The sequence below is a fragment of the Pseudomonas frederiksbergensis genome (genome assembly GCF_001874645.1).
GTDB lineage: Bacteria > Pseudomonadota > Gammaproteobacteria > Pseudomonadales > Pseudomonadaceae > Aquipseudomonas > Aquipseudomonas frederiksbergensis_B.
The window spans coordinates 4,724,992-4,749,467 of the sequence record NZ_CP017886.1; the positions used below are offsets into that span (position 1 = coordinate 4,724,992).

The 24,476-nt window shown below is 53.2% G+C and carries 15 protein-coding genes and 1 pseudogene; 8 read left to right on the top strand and 8 right to left on the bottom strand.

What is annotated here, in order from left to right; genetic code table 11:
• The first annotated feature begins 693 nt into the window (after positions 1-693).
• On the top strand, positions 694-1,719 hold the full coding sequence (locus tag BLL42_RS22730) for an SMEK domain-containing protein (protein ID WP_071554375.1): 1,026 nt from the start codon (positions 694-696) through the stop codon (positions 1,717-1,719).
• Positions 1,720-2,154: 435 nt separating this feature from the next.
• Here BLL42_RS22730 and BLL42_RS22735 read toward each other — a convergent pair whose 3' ends face one another.
• Positions 2,155-3,243, bottom strand: a complete 1,089-nt coding sequence (locus BLL42_RS22735) for a hypothetical protein (RefSeq protein WP_129586972.1) — start codon at positions 3,241-3,243, stop codon at positions 2,155-2,157.
• A gap of 84 nt (positions 3,244-3,327) precedes the next feature.
• The gene (locus BLL42_RS22740; RefSeq protein ID WP_071554378.1) at positions 3,328-4,146 is read right to left on the bottom strand and encodes a hypothetical protein; all 819 of its coding nucleotides are present in this window, start codon (positions 4,144-4,146) and stop codon (positions 3,328-3,330) included.
• 293 nt (positions 4,147-4,439) lie between these two features.
• Here BLL42_RS22740 and BLL42_RS22745 point away from each other — a divergent pair, with 293 nt between their 5' ends.
• The 7 genes from BLL42_RS22745 (at position 4,440) to BLL42_RS22780 (ending at position 17,651) form a co-directional block, all read left to right on the top strand.
• Positions 4,440-5,330: a DUF4747 family protein gene (locus tag BLL42_RS22745; RefSeq protein WP_071554380.1), complete on the top strand. Its 891-nt coding sequence runs from the start codon at positions 4,440-4,442 to the stop codon at positions 5,328-5,330.
• Positions 5,331-5,334: 4 nt separating this feature from the next.
• Complete coding sequence (locus BLL42_RS22750) at positions 5,335-5,898, top strand: hypothetical protein (protein WP_071554382.1); 564 nt, start codon at positions 5,335-5,337, stop codon at positions 5,896-5,898.
• A gap of 381 nt (positions 5,899-6,279) precedes the next feature.
• Positions 6,280-8,394, top strand: a complete 2,115-nt coding sequence (locus BLL42_RS29790) for a hypothetical protein (RefSeq protein WP_129586973.1) — start codon at positions 6,280-6,282, stop codon at positions 8,392-8,394.
• Between the two features lie 182 nt (positions 8,395-8,576).
• On the top strand, positions 8,577-9,785 hold the full coding sequence (locus BLL42_RS22765) for a hypothetical protein (protein ID WP_129586974.1): 1,209 nt from the start codon (positions 8,577-8,579) through the stop codon (positions 9,783-9,785).
• Entirely contained in the window at positions 9,734-12,634 is a 2,901-nt protein-coding gene (locus BLL42_RS22770; protein WP_161492353.1) for a DEAD/DEAH box helicase, read from the top strand. Before BLL42_RS22765 ends, BLL42_RS22770 begins: the two co-directional genes overlap by 52 nt.
• Before the next feature lie 744 nt (positions 12,635-13,378).
• Entirely contained in the window at positions 13,379-14,158 is a 780-nt protein-coding gene (locus BLL42_RS22775; RefSeq protein ID WP_071554392.1) for a Hachiman antiphage defense system protein HamA, read from the top strand.
• Complete coding sequence (locus BLL42_RS22780; RefSeq protein ID WP_071554394.1) at positions 14,142-17,651, top strand: DEAD/DEAH box helicase; 3,510 nt, start codon at positions 14,142-14,144, stop codon at positions 17,649-17,651. Before BLL42_RS22775 ends, BLL42_RS22780 begins: the two co-directional genes overlap by 17 nt.
• A gap of 535 nt (positions 17,652-18,186) precedes the next feature.
• Here the strand turns inward: BLL42_RS22780 and BLL42_RS22790 are convergent.
• The 6 genes and pseudogenes from BLL42_RS22790 to BLL42_RS22815 form a co-directional block, all read right to left on the bottom strand.
• Positions 18,187-18,489 (bottom strand): helix-turn-helix domain-containing protein, encoded by a 303-nt coding sequence (locus BLL42_RS22790; protein ID WP_071554398.1) that lies wholly within the window; start codon positions 18,487-18,489, stop codon positions 18,187-18,189.
• 919 nt (positions 18,490-19,408) lie between these two features.
• A complete protein-coding gene (locus BLL42_RS22800; RefSeq protein WP_330220777.1) occupies positions 19,409-19,573 on the bottom strand; it encodes an AbrB/MazE/SpoVT family DNA-binding domain-containing protein in 165 nt (54 codons plus the stop codon).
• Positions 19,574-19,845: 272 nt separating this feature from the next.
• Positions 19,846-19,968, bottom strand: a pseudogene (locus tag BLL42_RS30565) (ribonucleotide-diphosphate reductase subunit beta); the annotation flags it as partial.
• Between the two features lie 140 nt (positions 19,969-20,108).
• A complete protein-coding gene (locus BLL42_RS22805) occupies positions 20,109-23,033 on the bottom strand; it encodes a transporter substrate-binding domain-containing protein (RefSeq protein WP_408004007.1) in 2,925 nt (974 codons plus the stop codon).
• Positions 23,034-23,104: 71 nt separating this feature from the next.
• A complete protein-coding gene (locus BLL42_RS22810) occupies positions 23,105-23,731 on the bottom strand; it encodes a response regulator transcription factor (RefSeq protein ID WP_071554402.1) in 627 nt (208 codons plus the stop codon).
• Positions 23,732-24,024: 293 nt separating this feature from the next.
• Positions 24,025-24,432, bottom strand: coding sequence for a response regulator (locus BLL42_RS22815; RefSeq protein WP_071554404.1), 408 nt, complete (start codon positions 24,430-24,432; stop codon positions 24,025-24,027).
• Positions 24,433-24,476 lie beyond the last annotated feature (44 nt).

Consider the following 24,476-nt stretch of genomic DNA (forward strand, 5'->3'; position numbering starts at 1 on the left):
TCCCTGGTCTTTCGGATGGCTTGTGCTGCTGAGCGCATGCAAATTGGATTGGTCGAGAGCATTTCCTGGGCTGCGTTCAGCCGAGGAAAGTATTTGAAGACGCAAACTAGAATGCCATTGCCAACCCGTTCTTAATCCTGGTCAACGTCGAAATAACATTTCTCAATGTGGAAAACGGTCGAAAACCTTGTGTCGGGTCGAGTCCGTAAATTGGGAAAAAATCCATGCTTCCATGGCGTAAAGCAAAAATCCTCCCAGCGTGTTTCCATTTGTTGGGCTGCGAGCTGGGATTGCTCGAGTTGACCTGAGCGAGTTGCGTGATCTCGTTGGCCGTGACCCAGTCGTTACTTTTAAGGAGGGCTCGGGTTTTGCCTGAAGGCAGCGGCTCAGGGCAATTTTACTCGATAACTTAGCGTCCTTAAATGAAGCCCTTTGTAAACGACGGCACGGGACTACAGAGGAATCCGGACATAATTTCTAGAAAACACCGCACAAGCTGACCCCAAGGCAGAAACTGAGTACGAGAATGATGACGGATAGGAGGGCTGAGCACGTGCGCTGTTGACTTTCAATCAAGTGTGCTCTCGTCGCAACCAGAACCTTCGCAATAACTGGGTTTTTTACTCGAGCTTTACACTAGAACCGATGGTAGGATTGAGGCAGCCGACACCTAATAAGCTAGTGGTCAATGATATGCTGACTGATCGACATCGATGTACAAATGAAATATCTTTTGCCTTTGCAAGTTATACCGCTCAGGTTCAACTGTTGGCAAAAGAGACTTACACCGATAGCGCAAAGGCGGCTGAAGATGCGTTGATTGAAATTGTAAATATCGCCTATTGTTGCAATTTTGAAAATTTAAACGCGGTCAAAAAAAATCACCCAGGAATTGATTGGCGAGAGCCTCGCTATGGCACTGGGTTGCAGGTGAGTGTTACAGATACCGCATCTAAGAGAAAGGAGAGCGTTAATGCGGTGATACGTAACAAAATAAAAACTTCCAAAGCTATTTGGTTTTTAACGCTAACAACAGATAGATATGGTAACTCTGGGGAGTATGCGGGGTATAGTATGCAGGTAATAACGATGAATGACCTTCTGCGGCAGGTTTGCTCATTGCCAGACGAACTTTTTTTCAAGGCCGTTAAAAAGATAAAAGAAAAGCTCGGGCCTTGGTTTTTGGGTAAAAAAGATGATGTTCTAATTCCAAGCTACAAACTGTCGCCTGCTCCTCATCACGATTTCATTAACTATCATGGTCTTTGGGAGCATTTAGAGTCCAAAGAAGAAGTGCCGTCCGCCGTACATGAGCAGCTTAAAGGTTTTTTGGAGAGCCTTTGTAATCTCCCTGGCCCAGTCAGATCTGTTATAGCGAAAATCGTATTGTACTCTCCAACCCCCAATGGCATTCTTAAGCCATTGGAAATTGATAAAATTGAGTTTTATTTGCACCTTGATGAAAGTGAGCAGGAGTTGTTAGAAGGGGTGTTGAATGTAATTGAACGTAAAGGTCATGGCTGTGTAGTGGAGAAAAATCACGAATTAGCTGATGATGGACTAACTATTAGCTATGACTTGAATATAAGTCTCAATTGGCGCGTCTTTGAGCCAGATATGAATATTTATTCCGCTCTTAAAATTTATTACCTGGATGTCTTTACAAAGCTAGAGCTGTACACCGCTTTCGAGCAGGCCGACTTTAGTCAACTGAAATAAGATCATCATGAGCGCGTACCCGCTGAATCGATCTTTTCAAGTCAATTCTGGCTGTAATACCTACCAGAGGTCCCGGCGCTGATATCCCATATGGGTCAATTCATCACGACGCAGTACGGCCGTTTTTCGTAAGATGCTTTCGTTTGTTCAAGTGTCGGTGCGTTTATCACTAAGACAGCTGTCGATTGAGCCGGCGTTCTTTCTGTCTTGCTTATGGGAATACATAGTTGCAATCCACTTGACTACCTGTTTGCGGGCGACGTGACCAGCATTTGCATTCGAGATGACCGTCGATTGTTTGGAATATGACCAACACGTTTCGTAGTCGTTGGCCATAGCAGGGTACTGCGCTGATAAACGCCAGAGCTGTACAGAAATTCAGGCTGCGACGGGCTTTGGCGGGATTCAAAGGTTTTCATCCTGAGCATGCTACCGCTAGTTCAAGAACGTACACTCCGCTGCTCGTTCTTCAACGGTTGGGAGCCCTAGCGGTGACGTCTTGCGTGCTCTCAACGCCCTCCAAGCGTTGGAAAGTCTCTGAAGGAGACCGGGGCGTTCTATAGGGGTAAGTAGTGCTTCCCGAACAGCGCGCCATGTCTCTCGTTTCATACGAATTCCACCGTTGATGCTCCAGGAGCCGTTGGGGTTGGTGCGCGGGTCGGCAAAGAGTGGTCGCAGGTATTGCAGCAAAAATCCTGGAACCCAAGGGAAATCGCGCGCTCCGCCGTGAAGGTAGAAGTTGCTCCAACGATAAATTTTCCACACATCGTGCAAGTTAACGTTAAATTCAATATTCTTTTGATGGGTCTGTACGGCCTCAAATAGCTTGCTTAGGTCGATCGGAATGAGCTCATCAGGCTTTTCGGGGTTAACGTAGCTAGACACGCAGAATGCACCGCGTAAACGAAGCTCAATGGCAGTGCGTAGTACAGCTACAGGTGTATACGGCGCACGATCAGCGTGGGTCATTCCAGAATATGTTCCATAGATAATCTGCTCCGTACCCTTGTAAACCTCGAAAGGAGTTTCGCGCTTGCGCCGCCAAGCTGAAAAGTACCCTTCAACCTCCGTTACGTTGTGCGCGGCATCCTCCAATAGAATCAACGCATATCCCATCATTTCATGCAGTGCGCGGTGTAAGGTGTGTACTACGGCATCTGTCGCAAATACTGACGGTGCCTGTGAGAAGGCATCAATGCTGTCGCAATAGCGGGTCGCCTCCTTGTCGAGCATGGTGAGCTGCGCTCTGTAGTAAGAGGGTTCAATTAATTTATTTACTCTGTCTGCGACTGAAACCATCAACCCTTGACGCACTGCATCGGCATCAGTCATAGGAGTAAGTTTTGGTCGTGGAGGCGCAACCGGTGCATTGGGATGGTGTTTTCGGGTCAGAATTGCACCGCCGAGTTCATTCCAAAGCCATGGAAGGGCATCGTTTCGAACCCAATCCTTTAAACTAATCAAGTTGGTGGAGTTGCAGGTTTCGAGCTGATGCAGTTTCTGAGAATAATCGTTGTGATTCATCAAGTAGCCCTGTAATTCTTCTACATATTAGGTTCCGGCGTGCCGTCGTCGAACTCGCGGGGAACGTATTCTAGTTTTGCCGCTTCAACGGCCGTTTCTAAGGCGACGAAGAAAGGTGCGCGCGGTGATGATTCCAAGATGCAGTCGAAATGTACTGTGATCTTCATCCGAGAGACCGGGATGCGATCCATCCGTATGCAGCATCTTGAACAAACCGTTCAAATAGTTCTTTCCATCACCAGTCCATTCGTTCCTGCTGATCGACAGGAATCCACGCTCCGTGAGCCAGGCTCGACGGTTTTCGCTGGTAGGCAGCTCGGCGGTTTTTTGTGGATCAATATGCGAAGCAATGTCGCTGAGCAAGCCCTCTAAGAAGGTACGAATTTGACTGTTCGCGGCGGCCCAGTCGCCGCGTGCGTGCGCGTCGATTGCTTGGTCTAGATGTCCCAACGGCACGAGAAATCCGAACTGCTTCAGCAGTTGGTGAACCTCGTCGTCGGCCGCAGGAAGATCTACTTCTCCAGGCAACGCAGCACGCAGTAATGGCTTTCGGGTGTCATCGCTCCAGGAAACAACGTAGCCGTCAAGCGCTAACCCTCGCAGCAATCGTTCCTGCCCGGGATTCGCATACTGCGGCAGTATCACTCCAACCGCCTCGCGTACCGCCGCTTCGGCCAAAGTCACAGCCCCGTCCAAGGTGCTGACGATCTGCGTTGCGCGTTGATTGACGGCCCGCGCCAGCAGCGCACACTTGGCGGCAACGCTCTTTGTCGGTCCTTGGGGAATTTCGTCGTCAAGCCCCAGCCGCACCGCGAGTTGATCGAACTTTGCCTGCGTCAACATTTCCCCGAGGAATTCGATCGCTGCGACAATGGTAGGGCGGGTAAATGGATGGAGCTTCATTTCTGTCTGCTTCCTTTTTTGTTTTGGTTGCCCTGAGGCGACCAGCGAAACGCGCAGGAGTCATCTCGTGTGTCGCTGACGTCAGCCACCGCAGCTCTGAGGCAGGCCGCTGCAGGCGCGCCGGGTGAGCCTTTGAGTGGGTCGAGCGGCGGTAGCGTGCCGGTTTTGCTCGGCTTCAAGGTATGTGGGGACCAATAGCTTGCACAGCTGGGTGGATGCATTTTGCTATCATTTCTGGGATGCTGTGGAGCCGCATTGGCAATTTCTCGTAATCATGGACGGTGTTGGCTGTTATGAGCAAAACTCGTGAGTCGGCTGGTGAAAATTACTCTCGTGATCGCAAACTGGAGGTGAGTTGCCTGAATTTGGTGCTCCACCCTCATTCGCAGGAGCTTTACATCGCCCTGTTGAAGACAATTCACGCGAACAAGATAGACATTAAAGTTCGTGGAGATGATGCGGTCATGTTGGGGTCAGTGTTCAAGGGCGAGGAAGGCGATGTCTATGTCGGGGAGATCTTCAAGTTTCTGAAACTCAATGCGGCGGAGGACTGGTTCAACACCCTGAGCATGGAAGTGGCTTCTCGGAATGACGTCAGTGGGATTGTCATTCCAGAGAATTTGAAGCCGCATTTCAAAAGGTTTCAATATGCGTTCTTTCCCAGCAAGCACAGGCTCTTTTATGTGTCGCGCAGCGGCTCGGATGCGTTGTCTCCCGGATTGCTCAAAAAATTCTTCGAGGGCGCCGCAGAGTCAGCGGCGCTTGCCGAATTTGGTTCGTTAACCGTGACCGTCGAGCCACGGATAGACTCTACCGAGCAAATTTTCTCGATTCCTCGCATTTCTCGGTTGGAGATGGAAATTAATAAGCCAAATCCTGATGACTTGGCCGGCTTGGACGTGGAAATGCAAGAGCGTTTGCGCAGGCTGAATGCAAAAAAGGAAATTGTCATCCTGGTCGAGGCTAATACTGAAGGCTTGCAACCTGATGATGAGCTCAAAGCCTTGGCGGATGTTGCCGCGTCTAACGGCAAGGTTTACGCCAAGGGCCGAGATGTAGAAGGCTCCGTCATAAAACTATCGACAGAAAGCATGCCGATGGCAGTGCCGGTGACCTTCAATCCTGACCTTCAAGCTGAGCGGGATGCTCTGGTTCAGGCCGCACGGGAGCTAATGCCAAGGTGAGGATATGTTTGAAGAAATAAAGCAGTCTTATGCCAACACTTTTACCCTGTGGGGGCGCTACTGGAAATATTACGGTGGCATCAAGGCGGTTGTGAATTCACTCTATTTTGGCCTATCTGTGCTGGTGGCGCTGGCCTGCTTTAATGTGTGGCGGGCGCCGGCGTGGTGGGATACGGTTATCGCATCGGTGCCCACCATGCTCGGTTTCACTTTGGCAGGCCTTGCCGTGTTGCTTGGCATGGACTCTAAATTCAGCAAATTTATTTCCGGCCCAGGGAGCAATGGTGGGCCGTCGCCATTTGTCCGGATGATCTCCACGTTCGTCCATTTCGTCGTGCTTCAAGTGTTGTCTTTGATCTACGCCATAGTGTGCAAGTCCTTGTACTTCGAGTTGCCGGGTATGCCTGATTGGTTTTATTGGGTAATGGCGTGGGCTACCCCGGTAGCTTGGTTCATCGGTTTTCTAATCTTTATCTATGCGATTTTTTCCATGTTGGCTGCGACGTTCTCGATCTTGTGGACCAGTGAGTGGCTGGATAAGTTTGTTAGCTTGGAAAAGGAAGATTGAAGCGATTATCTCGCCCGGCGATGCGTCGGGATGTTGCGCAGGGGAATCCAAAATTGAAGCCGGAGCGCGGCGAGGTTGCCGAGCTGGGCAAGGCGCAGGCAAGACTGATGTTAGGAGCCGATGCCCCGCGACCGGCCACGGATCAGCTATAGACAGATAGTCAACTTACTCAGCGATGGCGGCTGTCGGATCGGGGCAGAGCGTACGCAGGTCAAGGCCTGAGTTTCTGTGGCTGGCCAATAGTGCGGGGAGAGAGGGGAAGATATTCTGAAGCTAACCGTGACCCTTCGCGACCTTCAGGATAAAATCGACGGTTATTGTTGGACAGCGAGCGGCATGCGGGACAGGTGACGCCCTATCCAGCAGTTGTATTGGCTAGTCTTGGTTGCCTCATTTTTAAAGCGAGAATTATTAGTGCGTGATGTAAGCACTCAAGACGCAGCATTTGCTTCGCCCCAGCCCGCCCCAAAACGCCTTTCCATACCCTCTTTAACGCTTGCTGAAGCGGACGAGATTCCGGTCGAGACGCTAGTGCGCTTCGCGCTGCGTGACGGCCGCCGGCCAAGACCGATTTACACGGCCCACAAATGGTTTGCCCGTCGTCTGCCGTCCGTCTTCCGCAGTTTGCTTATTGGTGTGACGAGCGCACCCGGTGCAGATTTCGAGTCACTGTACTACGGTGATGCTGACCTACGAGGTCTCACCGTGCTCGACCCTTTTGTTGGGGGAGGAACCTCGGTGTTCGAAGCCTCACGCCTCGGCGCAAGCGTGCATGGTTGCGATGTTGATCCAGTAGCGTGTGCGGTCAGCCAGCTTGAGCTAGATGCTTCCGAAATGCCGGATCTGCAGCCGGTATTCGAGGCGCTCAAGGAGCGGGTGGGGCTTCAGATAGGTGAATACCATCGTTCAGGTGATGAGTTCGTTCTGCATCATTTTTGGGTTCAGCATGTCAATTGCAGTCACTGCGCAACAAATTTCGATGCTCACCCCAATTACGTACTGGCCGACGATGGTAAGGTGCGCTATGCGTTTTGCGCCCATTGTGATGAGGTTGTAGCCCTGCCTGCGGGAACCCTCGAATTTGACTGCAGCTGTTGTGGTGGGCATACCATCTGTGGGGCCGGCTTGGGCAAAGGGGGGCGGTCGGCTTGTCCATCTTGCGGACACAGCGAGTCGCTGATCGAGCGGGGACGCCGCGAGGGCGTGCCTGAGTGGCGGTTGTTCGCTGTTGAGACCATCGCGAAGACCGATGATCGGCGGGTGGTTCCCATTTGCCATCGGGTGTTTCGTCGCGCTACCGATGAAGACCGCCAGCAGTTCAAGGCCGCGTCCGTAGCGCTGGCCAAGGGGTTAGCCGACGGCACTTTAGCCTTACCGCAGGATCCGATTGAGGCCGACGGTTGGTCAGATAACCGTTTGGTCGCCTATGGCTATCGCCGTTGGATAGAGTTGTTCAACGATCGGCAGCTCCTTCACCTTGCCTTGCTGATGAAGGAAGTAAGTGCGCTCGAAGAACCGGTGCGTACCTCCATCGCGATGGCTTTCAGTGACCACCTCACGACTAACTGCATGATGGCGTCCTATGCCCATGGGTGGCGCAGGTTAACCCCCTTGTTTTCCGTGAGGGCGTTCCGCCATATCCAGCGGCCTGTGGAGCTCAACCCTTGGGTCGAGCGAACGGGGCGGGGCAGTTTTCCCAACACTGTTCGAAAACTTGGCCAGGCCGCGGCATATGCGCGTGCACCTAAGGAGCCTACAGTTGACGGTGAATTCGTGCCGGTGGCTCTACGGGTACCCAAGCAACATGGAACTATTCATCTAGGCAGTGCACGGTCCCTTAAGTTTCTTGCTAATGCCTCCGTCGATGTGGTGATGACGGACCCACCGTATTTCGACAACATCGCATATTCGGAGTTGGCACAGTTCTTCACACCCTGGTTGAGCGCACTCGGGGTAATAAACAGTTTACCTCGCGACCAGGTGACGACCGAGAGTCTGGTAGCGCGCAAGCATCAGCCGCAGAGCGTCCAGCACTACATCTCTGGTTTGGGTGAAGCGTTCGCTGAGATCGAGCGTGTGCTGCGACCTAAAGGCATTGTTGCTTTTAGCTATCGTCACACCGAAGCGCCTGCATGGTTAGCGTTAGCCGAGGCCATTGTGGCAACAGGCCTACACATCACTCGGGTCTTACCCATGCCCGGCGAAGTGGGGATGGGCCTGCATGGCCAAGGTGAACGGGGGCTTTGGGACGCCATCTTCATGCTGCGGCGTGGACGGCGAGCGACGGACCCAGAACTGTACGTTTCGGAGCAGGACATCACGGCGGCTGAGGCGGCGGTGGCAGGATGGCGGGAGCGCTATGGAACGCTGTCGATACCGTTCAATGCAATTGACGCGGTTGCACTAAAACGGGCGTTTTTGGTTGGTCAGGCACTTGCAAAAGGGAAAAAAGGCGGCGTAAAAAATCGCATAACTCTCAAGCAGGCATTGCGCTAATACAGCAAATTCACACTTGGAAGGGAATGCCATTGCCGTACCTCAATAAGCGAGTTATCAGTAACTATTTTCGTACCGACTGTCCCCGTCAGTTGGTTTTGCTGCTGTACCCACACAATAAGCGATACGAGCCAGAGCGTAGCGCGCTGGGAATGCCGCCGAAGGCAGTAGGGCGCACGGGAATGAATGCTCTTACCGAGGAGGGCGGGCGCTGGGAGCAAGCAAAGCTTCAAGACCTTGAGCAAACCTTCGGTAGCGACGCTGTGCTGGGCGCCAAGACGGGCAACGACTTTCAAGATCAGAAGCTCGTCGATGTTATCGAACGTGCGGCGCCAGGTGTGTTTCTCGTGCGACCTGCCTACGAGGTGGGAGAGACGTTCAAGCGAGCAATGACCATCGACGCGATGAGTGCGCAGTACGATCTAGCCTTTGCCAAACTAATTCCCGATTTAATCCAAGTGATAGACCCGATAGCCGTTGGCCGCATTGTCGAGGCAGATGGTACGGTGCATGAGCCTGATGGGCGTATTGGTCTGCGCGTTATCGACGTAAAAATGACTGCCGAGCCCAGTGCATCCTATTTTGCAGAAATCACCTACTACTCGCTGGCATTGGCGGGATGGCTGCATGATCAGAAGTTGGCTGATAAGTATGCAGTGGTTGCTGAAGCTGCTATCTGGCCCGGCTCTCATGAAGCGGCAGCAATCGTCAAGCTGCAGGCGGAAAAGCGTAAGACAGCGTGCCAGGCAACTGTTGAAGAGCTGCGTGGAGCGCTCGACATCGATATTGAAACACTGGAAATCGACGTGTTCGCCCCGCGTCTGCGTTATTTTTTCAACGTCGAGCTTCGTGATGCGTTGAAGGGGCCTTGGCGTGACCAGGATTATCATGTCAGCACCGCGTGTAGCGGCTGTGAATATTTGGGTTATAGCTGGAATCCGAGCGTGGAGCCGCATGCGGAGCATTGTATGCCGCGGGCAGCTGCCGATGGACACCTGAGTTCAATCGCCTTTCTGCCCCGAGGGGCTCGGCGCGCATTGGGTGACCGCAACTTGATCCAAGCAGACGCTCTCGCTAACTTGGCACCGAATGATCAGGCGTTTGATTGTCACCCGAAACTGCGCGCGACGAGAACTGTAGTAGCCGGGCGAGCACAGTCGCTCGCCAATAGAACCAGTAGCATCCCCCTGGTTCGGGAACCTCTGCCGTACTCCCGAGTTGGTCGGACCTCAGCCTGTATCTCTCCGCGGACTTTGATGTCGGCAGTGGTCTTACGCTGGCTTTCGGTATCGGTGGTTTCTCCAAGATCAATGATCAAATGGAGCGGGTGGATGCCCAAGTGTTTGTCAACGATACCCGCAGTCCAGAAAGTGAGCGGCGTGAACTACTGAATTTTTTGACTTATTTGCAAAAGGCGTTGAGTAATGCTCAGAAGGTAGACCCTGACGCGACCGTTCAAATCTACCTGTGGGACAGTGTTACCTATGAACACCTGATCAGAGTTATCGGGCGCAACTTGCAGCACATCATGGCTGATAGCAATCTTAAAAAGCTTGCCTGGCTCTTCCCCGCGGAGGAGTTGATCGAGAATGCCAAGCTTCGATCCGCCAATGCTCCGATCACCATCGTTCGAAACGCAGTTCAAGCGTTGGTGGCTGCGCCGATTCCTCACTATTATTCGTTGCTGGCTTTGGCGCGTGAATTTAGACTCCCGAGTAAGCCGGGAACGGTTCAGTTCGAGTTTCGCGTCCCAGCCATCTTCGAAGATCCTTTGTCGGATCAGGTGCCGTCGGAGCGCGCTCATGAAATTTGGACGAGAATGGGTGAGCCGCGGCCCTGGAGTCAGCAGGTCAGCCAGCTTCGATCAACGGTCACCACCAAGCTCAGGGCGACGGCATCGATCGTCAGTCGACTGCGGATGGACTTGAAGGGCGCGTTACGCAGCCGGTCTCCGAAAATTTCCGAGATCAAGCCGCCATCCACACTGAACGGGGTGAGCGCTGATGGGCAAATCTGGTATGCATACGCCAGGCTGAACGCTCAGGTCGTGGCTCTCGAACACACGATTTCCATGGCGACCCCGGTCCACGAGCGTGAAGCACGCTATCTGGCTGCGCGGTTGGACGTTGAGATTACAGGCACGGCAGCAGATCAGGCGGCCGTCTCGTTGAAACTCTCTAGAGGGCCTGGAGTGCGGATCTACCGGCTGGGGCTGAATTCGCGCGAAGCCAAATTCGAGCCGGGGGATTTCCTGTGTGCTCTCTCGCCTGCCTCTATGGCCGACTTCCATACGAGGAGGATTCAAGATGTAACGAGCGGAGTTCAGTTGCCTTACGATTTCCCAAAATGGATCAAGCCATTCGGCTACGCCACTTCGCTCACGGCAACCAAGTTGCTGGCTATCGACCGAGAAAACCTGCTGGTCGCTGTGTATTTCGACCCGCCAATCGATCGCTTTCTGCGCTCCATTGAGGCAGATCTGGATCTTAGTTGTGATGTTGTACTTGATAAGCAGGTGAAAGACTTTCTCACCGCTCGCCTAGAGACGGCGTTGAAAGCCATTGGCAACCCCCCGCTTGCTGTTAGCGCGGGTGCCCCGACGGCGCAGGTCATTGGCAAAGCGGCGCCCAAAAAGGCCAGTCAGCATGTGCCGGTAGAAGAGGTTTTGTGGGGGACCGCGTCGCTCGCCCAAGAACGCACGGGCCGGAACGTTGCTAGCATCCGCAGCGCCCTTGAAGCCACAGGCGTGAACTTGAACGATAGTCAATGGGCTGCCCTGCAGGCGGCAGTAGAGCAGCGGCTCGCTCTGATATGGGGGCCACCCGGTACCGGAAAATCCGAAACGTTGCGCGCAATTCTTTTAGGCTTGTTGCTGGATGCTCATCTGGCGGGTAAAGCTATACGCATCCTGGTGACGAGCAACACATATGATGCCACTGACAACGTAGTGCTGAAGACCTTCGAGCGTATTCTTAAGCTGGGGCCGAACGTCACCGGCCAAGTACGACTGGTGCGGCTGCGTTCAGATGCGAAGGAGGATGCGCCGGGGCTGCCTTCGGGCATCAATCTGTTGAACGACCCCCAGGCCCCAGAGATTCGGGAGCTCCATGCGCTGCTCGGGAGTGGCAACTCCAGCGTCATTGTCTCAGCACCGCCACAGCAGGTTACCAAGTTTGCTGGCGTTCATGGTAACGCTGCTGAACCACTTTTCGATGTTGTTTTGATCGATGAAGCCTCGCAGATGGATATGGCAAGCGCGGTGCTGGCCTTAGCGCCTCTCGCGAAAGGTGGGTCAGTGATCGTCGTCGGCGATCCCAAGCAATTGCCTCCCATTCAGCAAGTGGAGGCGCCAGTGGGCCTTGAGACGCTAGTGGGTTCGGTGTATGACTTTATGGCCGATCACCGCAAAATTTCCTACGTTAGTTTGCTGAAAAACTACCGGTCTAACGAAACAATTGTTGGGTTTAGCCGGTTTGCCGGCTACCCGGCGAACCTGACCTCCATGTTTTCCGACCTGCGCATCGCTACCGATGCACCGCTTCCGAAGAGTCGGCCGGCGGATTGGCCGGAAAGTCTTGAATTCGCGGAAGAGCTATCGATGCTCCTGGATCCGTCTCAGCCCATTACCGCCTTTGTTTACCCGGAGGGCCGGAGCAGTCAATGGAATGACTTCGAGGCGCAAACGGTAGCCGCCTTGTTGGTGTTGCTTCGTCGCCATTTGAAGCAAAGTCTCGAGAACGATCCGTCTGCATCCGGCAGCGAGTTGCACACAGCCAAAAGTTTCTGGGGAACTGGGGTCGGAGTTGTCACGCCGCACCGTGCGCATAAAGCGTTGGTGGTATCCCGGTTGCAATCGATTTTTGAACCGCTCGGCGACGATCCTCAACTGATTCGCGAGGCGGTCAATACCGTCGAACGTTTCCAGGGACAACAGCGTGACGTGATTATTGCAAGCTATGCATTGGGCGACCCTGATGCAATTGCTGATGAAGACGAATTCTTACTCTCGCTCAATCGCTTTAATGTGATGTCTTCACGCCCTCGCGCTAAGCTGATTGTGCTTGCCAGCCAAGAAGTTATTAATCATCTGCCCAGCGATATTCAAATAATGCGCGATTCTCGCCTGCTGAAGTATTTTGCGGAGACGTACTTGGATCGACGGTCTGACATTTCGATTCCATTCAGAGAAGGAGACACTGCCAGTGCTCGCGTGGGTTCATATCGGTATAAACAGTGCTGACCAAGTGGATTATCCAACACGCGTAACGGTTTTAGGGGGCTGCTAGATTGACGTCTACCCGTTGACTGGCGTTCGTGCGGACTCCTTCGGCAAGCCATGCCGTAGATGTTCCTAAGATTACTGTTACCGTGCGGTCAGCTCACCGTGCGTCGCTCTCAGGGTGAGAGCAGGGGGACGCTCGTAAGCGCCCCGGCGCCTTAGTACGGTCTGATCTCCATCGGGGCGCGGTTGATGGATGTGCTTTCGCGCTTGGGTGTGGCGGGTCCTTGCCACCCAAGCTGTCAGCGTTGAATTGACAGCCTTTGCCAGTTTGGGTGAATCAACTGTGAGCCGGCGTTGGACCAAATCTGACAAAACCTACCGCCGCGTCTCGGCAGCGCTGTTCGGTCTTCTGCGCTCGCACTCCTCACCGTTTAGCTACTGCACTTGCCGCTGAGCATCGAAGCCGCGCTGAACCGAGCATACTGCCTGTTCGGCTTCATGGGTTTTCTGCGTGGAGGATGATCTGGCCGACTTCTGGCCGCCATTCGTGGTTAGCACCTCACCCGGAAGCTCTTGCCGCGCTGTACTTGATTAATGCTTGGTATTGCCCGGAGAATCTGGGGTATCACAGGCGCTAGCCGTAGCCCTAGCCGAAAGCTTATCCAGTAGATGATCGAAGAAAGTTCGATGAGCAGTGATGAGCGAATGGTCAAGGGGGTCATGCCCCATTCAATGGGTTAAATGGGTTCAGGGAAGCAGCGAATGGCGCAGTTCAACGATTGGTGTGATAGCACGGATGGTGCGGTGGGGAACCACTCCTGCAAGGTGCTGACTGAACAAACGGCAAACCGCCAGACAGGGATCAACGCGACAGCGTCGATCATCCCAGGTCATTACGCTTCAGAGGAACGTATTGCACGGGCGCTTACTCGCCTGGGAAAGCACGCCGCAGCTGGATTAATCGAAGGCAAGCTACCGACGAGCAAGCAGATTCGCTCGGGTGATTTGGGTGAGATCTACGCGACGGAATGGATCGATTCGCTGAGCGGTGGCTTTCGTGCCGTGATCAAACGACTTCGCTGGAAGGATCACCGTAACATGGCGATGCGCGGCGACGATGTCATCGGAATACTGCAAGACCCGGCCACACAGCGCCTGCGCTTCCTTAAAACCGAAGCCAAAAGTCGTGTCACGCTTTCCAGGCAGGTGCTTGAGGAGGCCCGGGCAGGATTGGACAAGGACGGTGGATTGCCTTCCGCTCATGCACTCGCTTTCGTTGCCGAACGCCTCTTAGAAACCGGCAATGAGGCATTGGCTGATGCCATTGATGATGCACAACTTCTGCACGGCATCCAGCCACAGGAGGTTCAACATCTGCTGTTCACTTTTTCGGGTAATGCACCTGGAGGACTGTTGACCAACGCCCTCCAAGACTATCCAGGTCAAATCACGCAACGAGCCGTTGGCTTGCATGTGCAAGAACATGCACTCTTTGTGGGTGCTGTCTATGATCGGGTGATCGCTAATGCCAACAACAACTGAAGCCATCGTCGCGAGCATCGCGGAAGCTGCAACCACCGGGTTTCGCGGTCGACTCATTGCTCGCGGACAGGCTAGAGCGATCATCTGGCGCGATGGGGTACTGCCGCCCGATGCCCCAGATTTTGCACCACAACTGAGTTACGACTTGCACTCCTATGGCTACTCCCTTCTTGGGCTGGGGCTGCGGCTCCGAGAACTTCAAGGAGACTCGACTCAAGCGCGGGTAGCTTTCGAGCAAGCTGCAACCGCGCTGGAGGCGGTTATTGCCAGAGGCAATCCGGGCGAGGTTGATCGCGACTTTCACTTTGTCATGGCCGCGGCGAGTTATCACTTAGCGCACCTGTCTGCGCGCTCCTATTCGTTGCTGCAAATGGTGGTGAGTGGAGAGAACTTCACCCTCACAGAGCGCGCCCTCGTTCTGCTGATGCGCAGAGACTTCGATGCGCTGCGCGTGCAGGTCTTCGACTATCGCGCAGCTGAGATCGGCAGCGATGCTGTCATTGCCGCAGGTATCCAGGCCAACCTGGATAAAGTTGCCGCGGCAGGCGATTTGCCCAGCGATAGCGATGACTTCCTTTTCGCAGGGCTGGACACCGCGCTAACCGATACCTTCATGGCTGCTATGGCCTTGTTCATATCGGCAATCGAGCGGGGAGAACAGGTACTGCTCCAGCAAGCCCAGGAACGCTTTGCGACTGGACTCGCAATTTCTGCTGAGCTGAACATGCTGCCCCAGTGGTGGGCGTATCGTATCGCGAGCCATCTGGTAACCGACCTTTGGTCTAGCACGTTCCACGTAAACGTCCCGCCTCAGCCTGCCGGTGGCGAAGCGCAAGACTGGGCCCAGTTACGCGAGCTGTTCATCGCCGTGTTATTCCGGCGACCTCGTGCCGAGTTCGATCTCTGGCCCTCACAAATCGAAGCAGCTAAGCGTGCAGCTGACCAAGCTGATGACCTGGTGGTGTCGCTCCCGACCAGCGCCGGTAAGACGCGCATTGCCGAATTGTGCATTCTTCGATGCTTGGCGGGCGGCAAGCGCGTGGCCTTTATCACCCCTCTGCGCGCGCTGTCAGCACAGACCGAGGCTACCCTGCAGAGGACGTTTGGTCCTCTAGGTAAAACCATTTCGGCACTCTACGGAAGCATCGGGGTCAGCGGCATTGACGAGGATTCGATCCGCAGCCGCGACATCATTGTTGCTACGCCAGAGAAAATCGACTTCGCGCTGCGAAATGACCCTGACATCCTCGATGATGTAGGGCTGCTGGTATTCGATGAAGGCCACATGATAGGTCTGAATGAACGCGAAGTACGTTACGAGGTGCAGATCCAGCGATTGCTGCGCCGTCCTGACGCGGCACACAGACGGATTGTATGCCTATCGGCAATCCTTCCCGATGGTGACCAACTTGAAGACTTTGCCAATTGGCTGCGAAAGGATCACCCAGGCGAAGTGATCAAAAACGAATGGCGGCCGACCCGTCTTCGTTTCGGCGAGGTCATCTGGAGCTCCGCGCATTCTGCTGCCCGTCTCAACCTGCGAGTTGGAGATGAACGTCCGTGGGTGCAGCGTTATCTGCTCGGGCTCATTCCCCCCGTTTGGGTTCGGCCAAAACGCCGAAGGACGAAGGTTTTTCCTTGCGATCAGCGTGAATTGTGTCTCGCCACGGCTTGGCGTCTGATTGATGATGGTCAGACCGTGCTCATCTTCTGCCCACAACGAAGCAGCGTGGAACCCTACGCTGACGTAGTCGTTGATCTCCACGAACGCGGAGCGCTTCGGTCCCTGCTTGAGGTCGACCCGGTACTACTTAACACTGCCATTGCGCTGGGCGAAGAGTGGCTCGGGACTGACAGCGCCATTCTTAGATGCCTGCGAATAGGGGTGGCACTGCACCATGGCGCGCTGCCCACAGCCTACCGGAAGGAAGTTGAGCGTCTGCTGCGCGACGGAATCCTCAAAGTAACCATTTCGTCACCTACCTTAGCTCAGGGGCTAAATCTGTCCGCAACGGCGGTAGTCATGCATTCGCTATACCGAGCTGGTCAGCGAATTGAGATTTCCGAGTTTAAGAACGTGATCGGGCGGGCAGGCCGGGCGTACGTCGATGTTGAAGGTATGGTGTTGTTCCCCATATTTGACAAGGTAGCGACGCGGCGTCGCGCTTGGGAGGGACTGATCAGCGATCTTGGTGCGCGTAACATGGAGAGTGGGCTGGTCCAACTCGTGATTGCGCTGCTGAACCGCATGTGGAGGCGTACCGGCGGAGACCTCAACCAGTTAGTTGAATACGTCACCAATAACGCGGCGGCGTGGAATTTTCCGGTGGTGATTGAAGAAAAACCCGAGGAAATCGAGGCATCCCGGGAAGAATGGGAACGGCATATTGCCACGCTCGACACAGCAGTCCTGAGCTTACTCGGGGAGAATGAAGTTGAGGACCATAATATCGAGTCAGCTCTTGACGATATTTTGCAATCATCACTTTGGCAGCGTCGATTGCTTCGGCACAACGAGCATGAGCAGCGAGCTTTGCAAGCTGGCCTCAAATCACGGGCAGAGCTAATTTGGGGGCAAACAACCGTCACGCAGCGTCGGGGCTACTTCTTGGCGGGCATTGGGTTAACTACTGGCCAAACTCTGGATGCTTGGGCGGATACGCTAAATCCGCTACTGGTTACAGCTAACGCTCAAATACTTGAAAAAGATGATGCTGCTGCGGTTCTAGCGCTCACCGCCATAGCCGAACACGTCTTCACTTTCTATCCTTTCAAACCCGATGTATTGCCTGCGAATTGGCGGGACCTTCTTCGTAAATGGCTTCAAGGTGAAGCTCTGACCAGTGATACTCCTGAACAAGCTGCTGAAACCATGCGTTTCATTGAGAACGGCCTCGTTTATCGTCTGCCATGGGCCATGGAAGCAATTCGAGTCAGGGCTCAAGCCAATGGCGATACCGTATCCGGTTTGGCAATGGATGATTTTGAACTTAGCTTGGCAGTCGCTGCCGTCGAAACAGGTACGTTAAATCGCGCCGCGTCCCTGCTTATCCAGGCGGGATTTAGCTCTCGGTTGGCTGCTATCAAAGCAGTTACCGATACAAATGCAACCTTTGATAGCAGCCAAGGGCTTCGCCAATGGCTCCGTTCCGCAGAACTCGATCTATTCAGCTCCCTCCCAAATTGGCCAACCCCCGAAACGAGACAGCTGTGGATTGAGTTTACAGAGGGCTTCGAGCCACAAGAACGTCAAGTTTGGGCGAATCGTAGCTATCGCGGTGAAGTGGCTTGGAAGGATGTCCCACCACCTCCTGGAACCGCTGTGCAGCTACATCAGTGGAATGGACAGGTTCAGGTACTGAGTAGCGACGGTAGTCCGCTTGGGCGATTCCAGTCCCGAATCAATATTGCGCACAAAGGGTTGCTTTCGGTCGAAGCCGGCCAAGATGTTAGGGAGTTGGCTATCAGGTATTTGGGCCCTGAGGACTTGTAACTCATCGCCCAGAACACAAGCACCAGCGCCTTAGGGCTGCTTCCGTCCCCTTTTGGGGATGGTGCTTGTGAATGGACGGGGCTCCCCAAAGTACTTGGGACTGCGGACTCAGCGGATCACACTCGCACCATATCACTGCGCCGATAGTCGTCCTGTTATTATCATAACGCGACACAGTTTAGGCGTTGCCTATCGCTTAGGTGGATGACCAATATAAGAGGCGGGTATGAAAGGAAGACGTAAAGTTAATACCGTGAAGTGGTTATTGAAGGCGCGTTATATATCTGAAGCCCGGCAATTACTGAGCAACAGATCTCAAAAGGCCCACCGATTTTTGGATACCGCTTTGCAGACTGGAGCTGCTCTGGAGCCGATTGGTAGGCTGGCGGGAGATGTGAGTAGGTGAGTTGCGCGGGCGATGCACTGCTAATAGTGCTAGCTCAGATGAGTAGATCAGTAATTTCCGAGGAATAAAATTGTTTAGATTTTTATAGTTGAGTGCGCAGTCAAGGGTTGTTAGGTGGTAGTTATTATATTATTTGAGTGTTTCAGTTTTTTGCTGTTTTAAATGTTCAAGCTCTGAGGTGGCTTTTGCCAATAACTCCACGGAGTTCTCCGGTCCCATAGTTTCGTATGTAGCAGTAAGAAGTGTGATTGGATGAATCCCCAGTTTTTCAGCAATTTCAGCAATTTCAGCAATTTTTGGTAACGTAGGCGCCTTTAGTCCACTCTCAAGCTCACTAATAAAGTCTTGATTCGTTCCAATTTCTCCTTGAGCAAGGCCTTTGCTTCGCCGAATGGATCTGACCGTTTCGCCAAATGATTCTTTGAGTTCCATTTGCTTGTCCGCAAAAGGAACTATAAGGCCTTGCTTGAGAAAAAATCTCTATACGCTATAGAGATATTTACGTGCGGAAATGGCAGAGTAGAGAAGAGGTATACATTACAAGGCTTTCCGATCGAACATTTAACCAGTCTGGCCGAAGAGTTCTGTAGTCACCTGATCTCTAGGGTGTGGCAATGGCTCGGGATTGTGTTCCTGGAGGCGCAGTGAGGAGTAGAGAATTCTTGATTTTTTTTCTTCCTTAGATCAAAATCGCCAATTTTGTAGGCCGATCCCTTGGTGCGATAAACGATACTGCTTTCGGGCGTCTCTAGCCCATTGTAGCTGGTCACGCTGAGAAGTTCTTCCATGACCCAGTGGCTTTTTCCGCTGATTGACGGAGGACACATCATATGGATATTTTTAATTTCAACCCCCTTAACCGTAAGTAGGTAGTGATACAAGGTATAGGTACACCTTAGTAACGCCGCCCAGTTGGTCTCTCCGGTCTGTAGTTAGGTTATAGTGACAACGAAACAGGGGCCGTCGATTTCAGCATGGGACCAAGTCCTTACTTTTTTCTCTATAGGGTCGTAAACGAGCATCACTCATAGCTCCAGGAATTATAACTTGCTGATAACCATCTGAACGCTAATTCTACTATATATGTTATAGCGATTATTTTGTTGGCTTGACCGTTCGTTGCCAGTGTTGACGGTTGAACTACGTATCTATCTACTGCCGATTTGCTACGCACCCTTTTGTCGAGGTGCGTTAAACAGCGCGGCAGTGTGTAATATTGAACTGCAGATGGGGAGGGGCACGGACTTCTGCGAATGTTAAAAGTCTTTCGGAGTAATACTGAATAGTTCAAGCCGCTCTCGTAGAGCGGGCAGCTTCGCCGCCAGGGCAATTTAGTGTGGCAGCAATGGTTTCAGGCAGAGGTGGTCGTATTGGACTTGGGCGTCAGGACTATCGCGCCATCGATGACCTCGCCGGTTAGCTCATCCCCAAGGCTTAAACCGAATTTTGCAAGGAGGTCTGGCGGAAGATCAACGATAGCGTCGCCACTGCCGTCGGTGGTGTTGTGGCATTTCACGATCCACTGCTCGCTTTCGCTTATCGATCGAACCTCGTTCCGTCATTAGACGTGCCCGTTGTAATGGGGTGGCTGCATGTCGGAAGGCAACCATCCAGCACATGCGCTCCCGTTCAACGGTTGCGTTTAAACCGCTTATGCAAAAAAGCCACCTTTGGCCTTGGGCTTAGGTGGCTTTTCATATTTTTTGCACTAAATTGGTGTGTTCAGTCCAGCTTTAGTGAAAAAAGTCCAGACTTGGCTGAAAAATAAGGGGGGATCTTAAATATATCCTAGGTCAAAGCCTCCCCCATCTGATACTCAATAACCCGCGTCTCAAAGAAGTTCTTCTCTTTCTTCAGTCCATGATTTTTGCTAATCCATGGAAACGGGTTGGTCGTCCTTGGATAAGTTTGGTGTGGTCAGCCCAATGTCAGGATTGGTTAGATCGATGCAAAGGCGTGGTCAACTGCGCTGAAATTACAAAGCAGTGGGATTTAAACATAGTCCGCTGGGGAACGTTTCGTTCCAAAATCTAATGACTTCATTTTATTTTCTAATGAGCTCCAAAGCCCAGAAAACCGAGTTGCTGGCACATCAGCAATCGATTTGCCGGATGGTCATCGACCACCAGCACGTTCAAGGTGACGGAGGCATTTGCAATCACCGGTTGTGGGGGGGGTGGCGCCACTGCGTCTGGCAGCGCAGTCATTTGTAATGAAATCCGGAGCTGAGTGCCGACTCCGGGCGAACTGGTCAGTTGCACGCAACCGCCCATCATTTCGCAGAGGTTGCGGCTGATCACCAACCCCAATCCAGCGCCGCTTCTGGCCAAATACCCGGTGTTATCCGCCTGAGCGAAAGGTTCGAACAAGTGTCGCTGATCATCTTCGCTGATACCGATTCCGGTGTCATTGACCCATAACTCCATCTGGAGACGGTCGGGCTCCGAGGCCGGTTGCAGATTGACCTTGATCCTGACCTGGCCGTGCTCGGTAAACTTGATGGCATTGCTAATCAGGTTGGACAGTATTTGCTTGAAACGCAGGGGGTCTATCAATACATCGGGCTGTTCAGCGCTGGTGGGGAACTCCAGCACCAGACTGAGGTTTTTTTGCCGGGCCAATCCGTCGAAGACCCGCACGACCGATTCAACCGTCTCGCCAAGGTTCACCCGCTCTGGCGCCAGGCTCAAATGGCCAGACTCGATTCGGGCAATATCGAGTATGTCGCCAATCAACTCCAGCATGTCCTTGGCCGAGCTATAGGCCACTTCAATGGCCGGGCGATCCAGGTGGCCCTGATCAGCCCGCTTCAATGCCAGTTCGAGCATGCCGATTACGGCATTCATCGGTGTGCGGATTTCGTGACTCATGGTGGCAAGGAAGGTGCTCTTGGCGCGGCTCGCCTCATCCGCCTGTTCTTTGGCGGACCTGAGCTCATCAAAAAGCTGCCGTCGTTCGCTGATGTCGATCCAGCCTCCAATGATCCCCTGGACCTCACCCGTCGAGTCTCGATAGGGAAGAATCCAGTGATAGATCGTCAGCCTTTTCCGACCTATGTGCAGGGGGCGGTCGAGAATCAACGGAACACCTTCTGCCACCACTCGCTGGTAGTCGGCCTGGTATTCCCTGGCCTCGAACTCATTGCTCATGGCGCCCTGCATGAGATTTTTGCCAATCACCTCCTCGCGTTTGGCACAAAAGGCCTCCAGATAGCTGTCGTTACAACTTTGCAGCAGTCCTTCACGGTCCCGTACGTAGATGGGGTGAGGCGTACCGTTGACTAGCGTGCGCATGAATTCGAACTGGTCGTTGAGTGCACGTTCTGCTCTCTGGCGTTGCTTGATTTGCCTGCGCATGTGGGCATTCCAGGTCAGCGAAATCAGTAACAAAAGACTGCTGCCAATGACCAGTTGATAGAACAGGCGATGGTAGTTGCGCCAGGTGCTATTGGAGGTGCCCGTGTAGCCGCGCCAGCGGCTGTTGATTATTCCCAGCTCGTCCGGCGCAATGCTGAGCAGGGCTTTATCGAGGATGGAGTGCAGTTCTGTCGCATTGCGCGCGGTCGCCAGTGAAAACGCGGCTTGCTGTGTCCCGACTGTCGCGCTGATTTGCAATGCGTCCTCGAACACTTGCGATGAAATGAAATAGTTGGCAATCACCAATGAGTTAACGGAGCCCTCGACCTGACCTTTAGCGAGTAACTCCACCGCGCTGAAGCTGTCAGGCGTTTCAATCAGCTGGATCGTCGGGTATGCGCGGTGCAGATAGTCGAGGAGCGGATTGCCTTGAGTGATGGCAAGGCTCTTTCCATTCAATTGCTCAAGACTGATTGGGCTGGAGGTGCTCTTTCGGGTCAGTAGTACAAATGAATTTTCCAGGTAGGGACGAGTAAAGTTCAGTTGCGCCTCGCGTTCGGCGCTGGGGAGCATCGCGGCAATCAGGTCGGCCTGGTTCCCTTTGATCTGGCTGATCATCTCGCTGTCACTTTGGCTGCGGTGAATCTCGAAGCGTAAACCGGTTCGAAGCCTGATCAGTTCGAGCAAGTCGGCGGTGATACCCCGAAAAGTCTCGTCGGCGTCAAAGAACGTCAGCGGGGCGAAGGCATCGTTGACGACCACGCGAACAACGGGGTGCTGCGCAAGCCAGCGTTCCTCGCGGTTGGTCAATTGCAGTTTGTGGTCAGTCAGAAGGATGTCACTGCCCGCGCTCCAGCGTTTGGCAATGTTTTCCCGCTCGCCTGCAGGCACTTCTTTGAGTACCGCGTTGATGATTGCCAACAGGTCTGGATTGTCCTTGCTAACCGCGAAGCTGAAGCCATAGGCCTCATGTTTGCCGAAGTTGGCCATCCGAATATTTTTCAAATAGCCCTTGTTGATCATGAAGTGGGTGGAAATGGTATCGCCAAGGAATACGTCTGCCTGGTCGAAGGCGACGGCATTGATCGCATTCTGGTAGGACGGGTAAGAAGTGATGATGGCCTTGGGGTATTGCGCCTTTACCTCTTCCAGCGGCAGATAGTGATAGACCATGCTCAATCGCATGTCGGCAAGACCTTCGGTCAATGATCGGTTTTCGGCGTTCCGGGTGACCAGAACCGGTTGATCGATGGCGTAGGGAGCAGACAGTACGATGTTGGAACGTCTCCCTTCAAAGCTATTGGCCGTTCCGAGCAGATCGACGTCGCCGTTTTCGAGTGCTTCGATGGCGGCCTCTCGGGAGAGGTAACGACGGACCTTGATCGGCAGGCCCAGGGATTGTGCAAGAACCCCTGCGTAATCAGCAGTGAAACCCTCATAGTCGTGACCGCTGATCGTCAAATCGAAAGGAGGGTAGTCAGGCGCGGAGGTCCCCAGGATCAGCTCGCGCTTGTTTTGTAGCCACAGCCGTTGTGATTTATCCAGTTGAACGTCCATGTAACCGGCAGTTGAGCGACTGAGCAGCGTGTAATTTTCGACTCCGCTGTCTGCTCCGGACACAGAGGCGCTCAGACATAAACCTGCGCTCAAATACAACAAATAGTCCTTTAAACACCTGGGCATCCTGTCTCTCACACTAGCGCGTTACGTTTTGCCATCTCGATAAGTTCTACCAAGGATTTGGCCTTGAGTTTTTGCATGAGTCTTTTTTTGTAGGTGCTGACGGTCTTGTTGCTGAGGAACATGCCTTTGGCGATTTCCTTGTTGGTACGACCCTGGGCGAACAGTTGCAGAACCATCAGTTCGCGATCGTTGACGGACTTGAACAAGTCCAGTTCAGCGCAGAGCCCTTCATCCCCGCGAACCGGGTTCAAGGCCTGGCTGGGGAAGTAGTTGTAACCGGACAGCACGGCTTTGATGGCACTGAGCAGTTCGCTGAGATCTTCCTGCTTGCAGACATAACCGGAGGCCCCGGACTGCATGCAGCGGATGGCGAACAGTGTTGGGCTCTGGGCCGTCAACACCAGTGTTTTCAGCGGAGTACTCATTGCATTGAAGCGGGAGAGAACTTCCAGTCCATCGAGTTTAGGGATGCTGATGTCAAGAATGATCAGGTCGGGCATGCATTCGCGAACCATCTGCATCGCATCGACACCGTTGTCGGCCTCACCGACTACTTTGTAACCTTCATGTTCCAGCAACATACGAACTGCAAGGCGAATGACGGGGTGATCGTCGACAATAAAAACTGAGTTCATAATCATGTCCCATACGTGCGCAAATAAAGCGAGCACCTTAGCTCAGATAAGTGAGTTGACGCATGAACTGACGGCTCTGTAGGTGCAATATAGGACATGTCCTACATTAAAAGAGGCAGCGGACTACGTGTGAACTAGGTTTGTAAGGAAGAATGAGAATATTAACCAGGTATGTAAGCGGCCCTTACTCCGGGTCAATATGGGCTTTTACAATAAATGCCCGATCACTGTTTTCTGGTGCGTAGTGGTGCTGAGGGCTTTTTGTTTGTCGTGAGGTGCCTGAGGGCTTTCCATTAACGGTGTTTATTTATAAGGTGGGGAAGGGTCAACAAGTTTATAAATTCAGATTGTTTCAGTGGTTTTGCCAAGTAACCCAGTAATGGCAGTAGTTGTTCATGTGCGTTTTTTTTCAATGTGTCCAGCTCGGTTGAGTCAAGGCTGCTCAGGATGATTGCCTTTTGTATAAGGCCCTGGTGGCTGGCAATACTAATCAAGTCGAGGCCGGAGAGGTCTGGCAGGCATTGATCGCACAGCAGTATTTCGAAGGGGCGCTGCACTTGTGTCATCGTCTGTAATGCATTTTCGGCGTTATCGACGGCGGTGACCTGAGTAAAGCCGTAACTTTCAAGCAGGTATTGGGTTGCTTTCAGCTGAAAAGGATGGTCCTCCACCAGCATGATGCGCAGGTTGTAGTTGAACATATAGCTTTCCATGAAGAGGGTCGAACTGCGGTGGGAGTCAGAAA

Coding starts and splice junctions, on each gene's coding strand:
- BLL42_RS22740 (WP_071554378.1), bottom strand. CDS start 4,146: ATGAAGCTCCATCCATTTACCCGCCCTACCATTGTCGCAGCGATCGAA.
- BLL42_RS22765 (WP_129586974.1), top strand. CDS start 8,577: ATGAATGCTCTTACCGAGGAGGGCGGGCGCTGGGAGCAAGCAAAGCTT.
- BLL42_RS22775 (WP_071554392.1), top strand. CDS start 13,379: ATGGCGCAGTTCAACGATTGGTGTGATAGCACGGATGGTGCGGTGGGG.
- BLL42_RS22745 (WP_071554380.1), top strand. CDS start 4,440: ATGAGCAAAACTCGTGAGTCGGCTGGTGAAAATTACTCTCGTGATCGC.
- BLL42_RS22730 (WP_071554375.1), top strand. CDS start 694: ATGCTGACTGATCGACATCGATGTACAAATGAAATATCTTTTGCCTTT.
- BLL42_RS22810 (WP_071554402.1), bottom strand. CDS start 23,731: ATGAACTCAGTTTTTATTGTCGACGATCACCCCGTCATTCGCCTTGCA.
- BLL42_RS22780 (WP_071554394.1), top strand. CDS start 14,142: ATGCCAACAACAACTGAAGCCATCGTCGCGAGCATCGCGGAAGCTGCA.
- BLL42_RS22815 (WP_071554404.1), bottom strand. CDS start 24,432: ATGTTCAACTACAACCTGCGCATCATGCTGGTGGAGGACCATCCTTTT.
- BLL42_RS22735 (WP_129586972.1), bottom strand. CDS start 3,243: ATGAATCACAACGATTATTCTCAGAAACTGCATCAGCTCGAAACCTGC.
- BLL42_RS22750 (WP_071554382.1), top strand. CDS start 5,335: ATGTTTGAAGAAATAAAGCAGTCTTATGCCAACACTTTTACCCTGTGG.
- BLL42_RS22790 (WP_071554398.1), bottom strand. CDS start 18,489: ATGGAACTCAAAGAATCATTTGGCGAAACGGTCAGATCCATTCGGCGA.